This is a genomic window from Saccharicrinis sp. GN24d3, assembly GCF_052400645.1.
GTDB lineage: Bacteria > Bacteroidota > Bacteroidia > Bacteroidales > Marinilabiliaceae > Saccharicrinis.
The window spans coordinates 197,334-209,587 of record NZ_JBQTGI010000007.1 but is presented as its reverse complement, the minus strand read 5'-3'; the positions used below and the strand labels follow the sequence as shown (position 1 = coordinate 209,587).

At 37.3% G+C, this 12,254-nt stretch carries 10 protein-coding genes; 5 read left to right on the top strand and 5 right to left on the bottom strand.

Annotated features, from left to right (window positions below):
- Positions 1 to 139 precede the first annotated feature (139 nt).
- From asnA to ACT29I_RS10430, 5 genes are all read left to right on the top strand, one after another.
- Complete coding sequence (asnA, locus tag ACT29I_RS10450; RefSeq protein ID WP_430932439.1) at positions 140 to 1,177, top strand: aspartate--ammonia ligase; 1,038 nt, start codon at positions 140 to 142, stop codon at positions 1,175 to 1,177.
- Between the two features lie 129 nt (positions 1,178 to 1,306).
- On the top strand, positions 1,307 to 2,551 hold the full coding sequence (gene ilvA, locus ACT29I_RS10445) for a threonine ammonia-lyase IlvA (RefSeq protein ID WP_430932440.1): 1,245 nt from the start codon (positions 1,307 to 1,309) through the stop codon (positions 2,549 to 2,551).
- Positions 2,552 to 2,762: 211 nt separating this feature from the next.
- Positions 2,763 to 3,215 carry an Hsp20/alpha crystallin family protein gene (locus ACT29I_RS10440; protein WP_430932441.1) on the top strand — a complete coding sequence of 151 codons (453 nt, stop codon included), beginning with the start codon at positions 2,763 to 2,765 and terminating at the stop codon, positions 3,213 to 3,215.
- A gap of 147 nt (positions 3,216 to 3,362) precedes the next feature.
- On the top strand, positions 3,363 to 4,073 hold the full coding sequence (locus tag ACT29I_RS10435; protein WP_444793384.1) for a 3-keto-disaccharide hydrolase: 711 nt from the start codon (positions 3,363 to 3,365) through the stop codon (positions 4,071 to 4,073).
- Between the two features lie 29 nt (positions 4,074 to 4,102).
- On the top strand, positions 4,103 to 4,444 hold the full coding sequence (locus tag ACT29I_RS10430; protein WP_444793383.1) for a hypothetical protein: 342 nt from the start codon (positions 4,103 to 4,105) through the stop codon (positions 4,442 to 4,444).
- 716 nt (positions 4,445 to 5,160) lie between these two features.
- Here ACT29I_RS10430 and ACT29I_RS10425 read toward each other — a convergent pair.
- From ACT29I_RS10425 to ACT29I_RS10405, 5 genes are all read right to left on the bottom strand, one after another.
- Positions 5,161 to 6,369, bottom strand: a complete 1,209-nt coding sequence (locus ACT29I_RS10425; protein ID WP_430932444.1) for a thioredoxin family protein — start codon at positions 6,367 to 6,369, stop codon at positions 5,161 to 5,163.
- 10 nt (positions 6,370 to 6,379) lie between these two features.
- Positions 6,380 to 7,792 (bottom strand): thioredoxin family protein, encoded by a 1,413-nt coding sequence (locus ACT29I_RS10420; RefSeq protein ID WP_444793382.1) that lies wholly within the window; start codon positions 7,790 to 7,792, stop codon positions 6,380 to 6,382.
- A gap of 447 nt (positions 7,793 to 8,239) precedes the next feature.
- The gene (locus ACT29I_RS10415; RefSeq protein WP_444793381.1) at positions 8,240 to 9,310 is read right to left on the bottom strand and encodes a redoxin domain-containing protein; all 1,071 of its coding nucleotides are present in this window, start codon (positions 9,308 to 9,310) and stop codon (positions 8,240 to 8,242) included.
- A gap of 203 nt (positions 9,311 to 9,513) precedes the next feature.
- On the bottom strand, positions 9,514 to 10,764 hold the full coding sequence (locus ACT29I_RS10410) for a hypothetical protein (protein ID WP_444793380.1): 1,251 nt from the start codon (positions 10,762 to 10,764) through the stop codon (positions 9,514 to 9,516).
- Between the two features lie 11 nt (positions 10,765 to 10,775).
- Positions 10,776 to 12,251 (bottom strand): RagB/SusD family nutrient uptake outer membrane protein, encoded by a 1,476-nt coding sequence (locus ACT29I_RS10405; protein ID WP_430932448.1) that lies wholly within the window; start codon positions 12,249 to 12,251, stop codon positions 10,776 to 10,778.
- Positions 12,252 to 12,254 lie beyond the last annotated feature (3 nt).

The window sequence follows — 12,254 nt, the reverse complement described above, 5'->3', positions numbered from 1 at the left end:
AATTAGAATTGATGTTTGAAGTTAGCAAAAACTTTGGAGTAGTTATGTGGTTTCTTTTGTTACGTATTGAATTTATATCAATGAAATGAATAGTGTTGTAATATCAATAACTATCTTTAGCTATCAAATTATTTAAGCCATGGCAAAACTATTTATACCGCAGAATTATAAATCCTTTTTGGATTTAAAACAGACCGAACATGCAATAAAAGAGGTGAAAGATTTTTTTCAAAGTTCACTAGCTTCGGAATTAAGGTTGAGAAGAGTTACCGCTCCCTTGTTTGTGATGAAGGGAACCGGTATTAACGATGATTTAAACGGCACGGAGCGTCCGGTAGCTTTCCCGATAAAGGAATTTAACGACCAGGTGGCAGAAGTGGTTCATTCCCTGGCTAAATGGAAGCGTATGATGCTGGCCGATTATAACATTGAAAAAGGCTACGGTTTGTACACCGATATGAACGCCATCCGACCCGATGAAGAATTAACAAACATACATTCCCTATATGTTGATCAATGGGATTGGGAACGACATATAGAACCGGGCGAATACAATATCGACTTCCTGAAACACATCGTTAAAAAAATATATGAGGTGATGAAACGGGCCGAGTTTATTGTCTTTGAGCGGTATCCCGATATCAAACCTATTTTACCCGAAGAAATCACTTTTATTCACACGCAGGATTTATTGGACAAATACCCTGATCTTACGCCAAAAGAAAGAGAGGATGCAGTTGCAAAAGAGCATGGTGCAGTATTTATATTGGGCATTGGGGGAAAACTATCGAATGGAGAAAAACATGATGGCCGGGCACCGGATTACGATGACTGGACATCCGATTCTGAAAATGGTAACAAAGGGTTAAACGGCGATATTTTGGTTTGGAATACGGTTCTGGAACGTTCCTTTGAGTTATCCTCCATGGGCATCAGGGTGAGCCCTGAGGTACTTGTAAAACAGTTGGAAATTGAAGGATGCCCTGAACGTAAAGAATTACTTTTTCATAAGAGACTGCTTAAAGGAGAGTTGCCGCTTTCTATTGGAGGAGGAATAGGACAATCCCGCTTGTGTATGTTTTATTTAAAGAAAGCACATATTGGTGAAATACAATCCAGCATCTGGCCCGATACGATGCGAAAGGAATGCGCCGAGAACGGGATTTTCTTGGTATAAACCCATGCATCCGATTAAATAAATACATCGTAAGAACCCCCTTTAGGACGGGTTAATTGAAGAAGATCCAAAAATATCGTCTGCCGGATAACAGACAATCAATGAATGATGATGAGCAAGAAAAAGACAATGTACATACCACAATTACAAGATATACAAGATGCAGCTACTCGTTTAAAGGAAGTAATTAAAAGAATTCCGTTGGAATATAATCATACCTATTCGGAGAAGTATGAGGCTGATATTTACTTTAAGCGTGAAGATCAACAGGTGGTACGTTCCTATAAAATACGGGGGGCCTACAACAAAATGGCCTCTTTGCCAAAAAAAGAGATTAACGGAGGTGTGGTTTGTGCCAGTGCCGGAAACCATGCACAGGGAGTGGCATTGTCCTGTTTTTTACTAAAAGTGAAAGGTATTATTTTTATGCCTACAACCACACCCCGGCAAAAAATTAAAAGGGTAAAAACGTTAGGTAAAGAATGGGTTGAAGTGATGCTGGCGGGAGATACTTTTGATGATGCCAACCGGGAAGCACTCACGTTCAGCAAAGATAATAACTTGACCCTCATTCCCCCTTTCGATGATCCCAAAGTAATTGAAGGACAAGGAACAATTGGTATTGAAATACTGGAAGATTTACCTGATGTCGATTTTGTATTTATACCCGTAGGAGGAGGCGGGCTGACGGCCGGGTTAAGTGCTTACATTAAACTGAACAGACCCGATGTTCAGCTTATTGGTGTAGAACCGGAAGGAGCGCCTGCCATGTATCAATCTATCAAGGCCGGTAAAATAGTAACCTTGCCCGAAATAGATAAGTTTGTGGATGGAGCCGCAGTTCAAAGGGTAGGTGATTATACCTTTCCGGTGTGCCAAAGGAACCTGGACGATATGCTCTTGGTACCCGAAGGAAAAGTATGTACCAAGATTTTGGAGATGTACAACAATGAAGCTATCGTGGCTGAGCCTGCAGGGGCTTTATCGGTGGCTGCTTTGGAGCAATACCAGCAGCAGATCAAAGGTAAAAAAGTGGTTTGCATTATCAGTGGCGGCAACAACGATATTACCCGAACCGAGGAAATTAAAGAACGCTCCATGCTTTACGAGGGGTTGAAACATTACTTTATCGTTCGTTTTCCGCAACGGCCAGGAGCTTTAAAAGAGTTTGTAAACGATATCCTGGGACCTACCGACAACATTGTTCTGTTCGAATACGCCAAAAAAATCAACCGCGAAAAGGGACCTGCCCTGGTCGGTATCGAATTAAAAGACAAATCGGATTTTGAGCCCTTATTGGAGCGGATGAGAACCAAAAACTTTTTTGGCGAGTACTTGAATAACAAACATGATTTATTTGCTTATTTGATTTGATCCTCGCTTAAACCGAGACTTCGCTTTGAGCAAAACCCTCGACACGTAATCATTTTGTACAAAAAGTCAGTCAAACTGAATAAATGACAGTTTAAAATGTTGGTATTCAGACAATATGACTGATTTTTAGCTTAATATTGAAATGGTATACTCTTTGAAAAAATCATAGTTGAAATTAAATGTTTAACTAAAATTTTTGGAGGATTTAATCATGACACTTGCAAAATTAAGTAACAACTGGTTTCCATCATTTCCTTCAATCTTTGATAGATTTATTGAGAATGATTTGATGGATTGGAATAGTGCAAACTATTCTAGCACACGTACTACCGTCCCTGCAGTTAACGTAACAGAAAACGACAATGAGTTTATCATTGAAGTAGCAGCACCGGGAATGAACAAGAATGATTTTAAAGTGAATTACGACAATGGCAGATTGACTATTTCATCGGAACATAAAGATGAAAAGGAAGAAAAAAGACGGGGCAAAGTGACCAGACAGGAGTACAGCTATCAAGCATTCCAAAGGTCATTTACCGTGGCAGAGAATACGGTAAACGTGGATAAAATTAAAGCCAACTACAAGGACGGTATTCTTCACATTACATTGCCCAAGCGCGATGAGGTGAAGCCTAAACCTGCCAAGATGATTGCTATATCGTAAATGATGTTTAAAAAATCTTACCGAGGGCTTCGTATTAAACGAAGCCCTCGGTTGTTTTTAGGGTATGCAGGTTTATCAATAAAAATGCATTAAAATATTAGTTTAATCCTTTGTATTTGATTCGTATCTTTGAATAAAACACTCGCGATGCGTTTCCTTAATGTAATGCTAATTCTTTCTGTTGCCTTTGTATTTATGAATTGCAAACAGAAAACCAATAAAGGCACAAGTGAACAAGCGACTAACCCGGACATCAACCTGGAAATTCCCGGAAGTGTTCGGCTTTTTGACGGTAACGGGCTAACCAACTGGGATATCACCAATTTTGGGCCCCAGGGCGAAGTTTATATATCAGGTGGAAAAATAGTTTTGGGAATGGGTGATGGTTGCACCGGTATTACCTGGAAAAACGACTTTCCTAAGGTTAATTACGAGGTAAGTTTGGAGGCGATCCGCATTGCCGGGAACGATTTCTTTTGTGGGTTGACATTCCCTGTTAACGATGATTTTTGCTCGTTTATTGCAGGAGGATGGGCGGGTGTGGTATTAGGACTCAGTACCATAGATGGATTAGATGGATCCGAAAACGAAACCACCTCGATGATGACCTTCAACACGAATGAGTGGTATAAAATCAGACTCAAAGTAACTTCAGAAAAAATTCAGGCCTGGATTAACGGGAGTATGGCTATTGACTTTGCCTACGAAGGAAGACAATTGGATATACGCCCCGAGGTACGGTTATCCTGTCCTTTTGGTATCACCACCTGGAAAACCACAGGTGCCATTAGAAATATCTATTTGAAGGAGTGGTGTAACCGTGATAAAATACTTGCATCCAGGACTAAAATTGCTTAATTTGAAAGGTGTTCTTTAAATATTTAATCATGGATTTCCAAACCGGACACCTTTATCACATTTACAATCAAAGTAACAACAAGAATAATATTTTCTTTAACCGGGATAATTACCTGTTCTTTTTAAAAAAGATAGCCACAAATATTTTACCTTTTTGCGATATTTTAGCCTGGTGTTTAATGCCTAATCATTTTCACTTGATGGTGTTGGTGAATAGCTTAGAAGCCAAGTTTGCTTATTATACTCCGGGAGCGACTAGTAATTCGAAGTGTGATTCTACTACTCCGGGCGCGACTCGCAGTCGCACTCGGAGTGAAAAAACAAGGACTGATACCCTGCAGAAATCATTGGGTATAATGCTGGCATCGTAGACCCGAGCGTCAATATCCTCAAATATGTTATAATTATATTTTGAATAACCCCGTTAAGTGCAAGGTTGGTATCAAAAGCAAGCGATTGGGAATTTTCTTCCGCAATGGATGTTACCGGTTTAAGAAATGGAAAGCTAATAAACAAATCACTATAAGGATGATCTTAGTATTCGAAATAAAAAAAGAACCTTTCGCCAATTTTTTTATTTAATACAACAAAGATAAGATCATTAACATATCGGTATAAGTTTTCTTAGGAACGCTATATTGACCCATTGATTTTACTAGCCCCGAGGCAGGTTATACCCTCCCATCGGGGCATTTTTATATCTCAACCGGCTCAGCTATCCCTTCCATCACCATACATGCCTCTTCCTTTGGGATACTTTATTGGCTCAATTGGGTAATTGAAGTCAACAATTGGCTAGTGTTACCTTTCCATCGCTCAATAAGCTAAGTCAATTGCCTTGGTGAGCTATTTAATTGGGGACGATGACTCTTCCATTGGCGGATTGAAGCCATTCATTTTATCTTTTCCAAAGTTTAAAACTTTGGAAAAAGTTTATACTACTAAAATTTTACCATTTACCAGATGACTATTGGCCAAGTCGTGACGCAACTTTTAGGATAACGGTTATAGTTGCACTCCGACTAACAAAAAATCCCCGACATTGCTGCCAGGGATTTTCGCTTTTTAAATACACATATTTGTTTTATTACAAACTTTCTATTGCTGTTTTTAGATTACCAACAGAAGGATGCGTATTATTACCCCCTGCTTTACCGTTTTCTTCGAAGAAGAGATTAAAACAAGCTAATGCTTTTTCTTTTTCTTTAGCATGAAGATAAAGCTTAGCCAACATTAAATTACCCATGATAATTCCAATTTCTTTATCGGCAGCAAAGCCTTGTGCCCTTTTAGTAAAATCTGCTACAATATCTTTTGATTCTGCCAACTTAGGAGTTCTTAAAATCTCGTCGCAAATACTGTGGTAATTGTAAATATATTTTTCTTCACCTTTTAATGCTTCGGCTTCCTTAATTTTTACGTCATACCAGGTTTGTATTTGGTTGTTGGCAATGTAAAAACTATACTTCAGGATTTCCTTTGTTCCTTTTATATAATCGTCAGGAAATTCATTATAGCATCTTTCAATTTCGGTATTAAGCTCTTCCAAACTCATGCATTTGGTTGAAAACTGTTGGAGATGTGTCATATAAGCACCAACAAATAACATTGCATATCCGTAATCATCTGATACTTCTTTTACCTTGTCTTTATTCTTCAACAAATATTTGAACTCTTTTGAGGCATATGGATAATTTGCAGACGAAATAACAAAAAACTGTTCTTTGTTCATGTACTTTTCAAGAGACGTTTGTTTGATAATATCTCTAGCCACCTTCTCCATAGACTCTTTATCGTACTGTGCTTTTACAGCCTTTAGGTAGGTCATCAGAAACTCAAGATCACGATTCCCGCTTTCGTACTTTGCTTTCAATGTTCCAATTCGTTTTGAAGGATCTAAGGCTGCTTTACCACCCGCAATTAAATCTTCGGCCGGCATACCACCAACCAGTTTGTGAACAGCGTTTCCATTTCCATCTATAAATAGCAATGTTGGATATGAATTTACACCATATTTCTTAGCTAGAGCCGGACCTTCACCTTTTTCGCAATCCATTTTAACGTTTACAAACTCTTTATTATAGAAATCGCCAACTTCTTTTTGGGTGAAAATGTTTTTTGCCAAATGCTTACATGGCCCGCACCAGGTAGTGTAACAGTCCATAAAAATTAGTTTGTTTTCATTTTTTGCTTTTGCCAAAGCTTCGGAGAATGTTCCGTGTTCGAATTCAATTCCTTGTCCGAATACCATAATTGCCAGCATTAACATGCTAAGCGTTGATAAAATCTTTTTCATTTTAAATTATTTATTTGTTGGTGCCGTTAACATAGGTATATAGAGACTTTACATAGTTTTTAGCCATATCGTTTTTAGCCATTTTTTCTAATTTTTCGTAGGCCTTTTTAAGCTCATCTTGTTTTTCATTTACACTCAATGCTGAAAACAAAATAGTATTATTAATAAATGAATCATCCGATTTTATAGCTTCCTTAATCCATTCTTCTGCTTTTTGACCTGCTTCAGGAATCTTGCCCAAATCTCCTCTTATAAAAGCTCTTGCACAGGTTACCATTGCGTTGGCTTTATTTGAAGATGCCTCAATTTCTTTATCAGCCTTTGGTAAAAGTTCAAGAAGCAGTTTTCTTGCCTCAGCGTTTTTACCTTGCTTTATAAGAATATCGATATACTTGGCATGCCAAGTTATATTATCCTCCAATTCAATACCCCTTTTACACCATTTAGCAGCATATTTTAATTCCTCAGGGATATCTGCAGGATTTTTTTCGTAAAGCATAATATTGATATACTTATCTATTTCCCAGGCCGTTGAATAAGCCATTATATTACTATCGGCAATTTTACGGAAGTCTTCTTTACCCCAATCGTTACCTAAAGCGGTTGCAAAGTAGTTTGAAATATGTGTATGCATTGTTTCACCTGTTATTTTTGCGGCTTCTTTAATTTCATCCACTATTTCCTTACCTTCAGTGTTGAACCTTTTTATAAAATTCATTTTGAAAACGGTAAAAATCGCCAGGTCAATATCAGCTTTGCTTGCATGTTTTTCGTAAGTAGTTTTGTTTTTTACGAAATATTCGAAGGCAGGAAGTTTATAATCATCCAGGTATTTTGAAACAATTTCATAAACTACTTTTGAATCCCACTTTTTCTCTCCAATCTCGTTAAGATATTCAGCAACTACCTTAGTGTGGTCTTTGTATGCCTCTTTTAAAGCAGCAATATAAGCGAGAACTGTTTTTTTATCGCGATTTCCTTGATTATATAACTTCTCTAAACTAGAAAGTTGTTTGGCCGGATCAAGAGCTGTTTTTACCATGGCAATAAACTCTTCACTGTTTTTTCCACCTACCGATTTATAAACAACCTCTCCATCACCATTTATAAAAAGTAAAGTTGGAAATGCTTTAGCTTCATATTCTTTAGCAAAATCAACACCTTCGCCTTTTTCAGCATCAATTTTCAATGAAATAAAGTTGCTGTTCATATACTCACCAACTTTTGAATCTTTGAAAACACTGGCAGCCATACGCATACATGGCCCACACCAATCGGTATAAACATCAACAAAAATGAGTTTGTTTTCTGCTTTTGCCTTCGCTTTTGCTTCTGCCCAGGTTCCGTGTTCGAAATCTATTCCTTGTGCGAATAATTGGCCACTAAATATGACAGCAGCAATTATTAATAGTGCTTTCTTCATTGCCTTTTGTGTTAATACGAATTATAAATCTTCAATCTATTTTTAACTTTTCTCTATTAGATTTTTAGGTTGGTCATTATTCGCGGAAGAACATTCGCGGATAACACATATCTACAGTTTTATTACCTGCTAAGTAATTGAATTATTGTAGGAAACTAGGTTAGCGTTTGGTTAATAATGCAGCTCCCCAGGTTAATTAAGGTTAATGAAAAATCAAGTTTTAAAACTCCTTGCTAATACCCTAAAAGCCCCTGCCATTGCAGAGGCTTTACAATAAAAATAAATACACAAACTAATACCTGGTTTTATGTAGTAAATATGCTTCAAACCTAATCGTTAATTCCATTCGTTATTTTTCAAACGTTTATCTAATATATATGTTAATATTTTGTCTGTATGGCATTTACATCTTGATAAAGCACTCAATACTCACCACTGGGTTACTGCTTACTGCAATCCTGCTTCCTTTAACGCCTCCCTAATCTTCTCGGCTCCATGCATTTGTTTGGCCAATATTTTTCCTTCTGGCGAGATTAATAGGATATGCGGAATAGCTGTTACATTGTATTTTTCCGAAACACCATTTGTATCCCTTACCTGGGTCCATGGCATTTGCTCTTGCTCAACGGCTTTGAGCCACGCTTTTTTTTCAGCATCCGTTGAAATGTTTACTATCTCCAAACCTTTTGTATGATACTCTTCATAAACTTCTTTAACACCTGGAATTGCTTTACGGCATGGTCCACACCAGGAGGCCCAAAAATCAATGAGCAAGTATTTACCTTTGTATTTGCTAATAGATATTTCTTCTCCATCTAGCGATGTTAAATTAAACTCAGGTGCTGGCTGACCCACTGCTGTTTTCAACTCCGTTTTATAACGTTCGTTTAAATCGTTCAGGTAATAGCTGTTATGAATATCCTTAGAGAAAGTATTCAATACTTTTTTAAGGGTTGTTACGTCAGCTCCCCAATATTTTTGAAAGAAAAAGTACGTTAATGGAATACTCTTGGGGTAAGCTTTTGCTGCTTTCCAAAGTTTAGCTTCAAAACCATCCTTAACCTTTTTCTCATCAGGAGATAATTGTTTTTTATACTGAATATTTTGGTAAGTAGAATAATCAAGCTCTTCCATGATATTCTGGTAGTTATCGTTTACCTTAGAACCTTCCGCTACCAGATTACCATCCTTTTCTGAGACGGTAATAATTCCAGGCTCCGAAAAGAAAGCTAACCGCTTAAAGTTTTTTCCCTGCGTAACATACATGTTTCTGTTTGCTATTTCAGCATCCAGCTCAAGTTCAAACTTACCATCTACAATCGTAGTTTTAAAACTTAAACTGTCAGCCTCTTCTTTAGAATGGACTTGTTGGTATGGATAGATAACTAATTCACCATCACCACCAGTAAGTTGACCTTTTATAATGCATGTATTGGGTTTGGGAGTGCATGAAAAAAGCACGGCAAGTGTTATAACAGCAAGTGTTATAACAGCAAGTGTTTTAATATAATTTGACATAGTATTTTTTAGATTTTTAGTTGTGGTTGTGGAAAACTTATAAATCCCCATCCCACCACCTTTGGTGGTGTACTTCCCCTTGCTCTCCGGAGCAAAGGGAAGAACCAATGGTATTAATTTATAATTATGTTTTAATAAGAATTAATTCGAGCCAACAAGAAAACTGTGATTCTTGTATGTTCGTGATTCGAAAAGGTCAAGTACTAATTTCCCCAACTTCTTAGGGGGCAGTATTCAAGTACATTTCTTACCCTTTGCCCCTGGTGGTATGAAACAACACTACCGATGGTTTCTTCATCCATAATATTAACCGACTTAATGGTTAAATCATTAGGGTAGGTAGTTTTCCAGATATCAATGGCATCTCTATGCGTATAAGTATCTGCACAATAATCCACATCATCATCCACAATAATCAATGGAGGCTCCCACCAATTGGGCACAAAATACCTTGTAGGCAGTAATCCCAAAAACTTACCAATTGATGTAATAATTACTTCTCCTTCGCTAAAATGCTGAGGAGCATACATAATACCTATATCAGCTGGATCGGTTACTTCAATAGGATCACCTTCTGCTACCTGAACCATATTTAAACCTGGTAGTATAGTTGGATCGGTTGTGATATGCGACGGTGAAGATGTTAACGGATCTTCCCAATATGCCCAATCATTCCATTGGCAAATCCAAATGTTTAAATAGGAGTTGTGATCCCACATTAAATTTTCTTTTACATATGTATATGCTTCATCCGTTGCTACATCCCCCAGTTGAACCCAGTTGATACCTGCCTCTTCAAGCTCTTTACCGAGAGGGTTAATTGTTGCCAACTCAAAACGCACTTTTAAATCAACTGAGTGCGGAGCGTTTGCTTTGGCTGTATTACTAAAAGCACTGTTTAGTTGGTTTATTATTCCTGCAACTTTTTCTTGATCGAAAGATTTAAACATGGATTTGTAATCATCTGTTTCTACCATGTGAAATACAATAGGAATTACCACCTCTTCAAAATCTTCGCTTGGCGCTTCTTCTACAATTACAGATACCGCAGGACTCTCAACATCTAAAGCTTTAGCATAAAACTCCATGGAGCCAGTACTTACATCCGTAGTTGAAAATGTAAAATCCTCTATTTTTTCTCCATCAGCCGAGAATATCTCTATCCCTTCTGGGATATTCCTGGTTTTATATTTTACTTCACTATCCTTATAAATAGTGTCAACCACTTCGATACCAACTACGGTCTTTACGCTTAAATCCTTTGTAAAATAAGCATCAATTGTAAACTCAACCTCAGCTGTACCATTTGCAAACAAGTGCGTGGTATTCGTACTCAATACCAATCTTGTAATATCCTCTGCCGAATATTCGTTTGTAAACCTATCGTATGGTTCTTTCTCACACCCAACAAGAACCACGAGCATAACTGCTATGTATATAATTATTTGCTTCATCTTTGTAAGTTTTAATTAAAGTTCCAACCTGGGTTTTGTTCAATCCTGTTTTCTTCCAGTTCCGCAACCAAAGGTATAGGCTGTGTTAAACGATAATCATTATCTTCTAACGTATACGTTGTTCCTTCTTCGGTTAAGTCAACAGCAGGGCGGGTAAATCCTTTTCCTGTCCTTACCATATCTAACCACACTTTATCGTACTCAAAACAAAATTCTTTAGTTCGTTCGTCCAGGATATCTTGTAAAACATCACTTCCTGTATAACTCACGTAACCATTATAACGGTTCATTTGAAACTTCTCAAGTTCACTAACAGCACTTGCATTATCACCTTTACGGGCATACGATTCAGCAATAATTAATTGTAAATCGGCAATACGGAAAAAGAAAAATGAAGTAAATGATTGCCCTTGTAAATTCGAGAACTTATTTATGGCACCCAATTTAGGCGCAAAAAAATCAGCAGGATCGCCAGGAATACTATTAACCCATGCATTTCTAACATCATCGCTAGAATAAAGACTATATAAACGTTCACTGGCAAAATTATTCATCCCATAAGCAGCATATCCACAAACTACCTCTGTAAATAAAGACGAGTGCGTATAACCAAAGGGAGTACAAACCAACAATGCATTCGAGTTATCTTTACTTGTACCATTATCATCTATTTTAAACATATTACCAAATTCCGATAAAGAAGCTAACTCTTCTCCTAGCATGGCTGTTTGAGCATATTTAATGGCATTGTCGTAATCGCTTTCCATGCCTGCTCCAGAACCACCTTTAAACCAATAAACCTGAGCTAATAGCGCATTGACCATTTGTTTATCGTAGAAAAGGCTGAAACTAGTAGGTTCAGTGCTATATGTTAAAATCTCTTCCAGCTCGCTTATGATAATAGCATAAACTTCTTCTTGTGTTTTTCTGCTTGCATCGTACGACAACACATCTTCGGCATTTAAATTTACAGGGATGCCCAAATTATTATTGCCATAAGGAGAGAAATACTGCATTAGTTTATATAAATACCAGGCTCTTAAAAACTTTGCTTCCCCTTTTATCAAGTTAGCTTCATCTTCTGTTACATCTACTTCACCTAAATCGTATAATACATTATTGAAAAAACCAATACCAGAATATAGGTTAGTCCATAACTCCGGATGAAGGCTCTCATTATACCATTGTAATGAAGAATGAAAAGTACTGCGATGATTGGTACCCCACCAATTACTCAAGTATTTTGTATCATCCAGCACTCCTGAATAATAAGTAAAAATCCTATAATTATCAGGGTCTGAATAAAATGGTTGTCCATACCCAAAATCATTACCTTTTGTATAAATTGCCAAACATGACCCCATCGTAGCTTTTACATCGTTGTAAGTGCTTACTACAACCTGATTTTTGGGTTCTACCTCTAAATAGTCTTCACACGAAGATAATCCCCATGCAAACACCAATAATATATATAATATCTTCTTCATTTT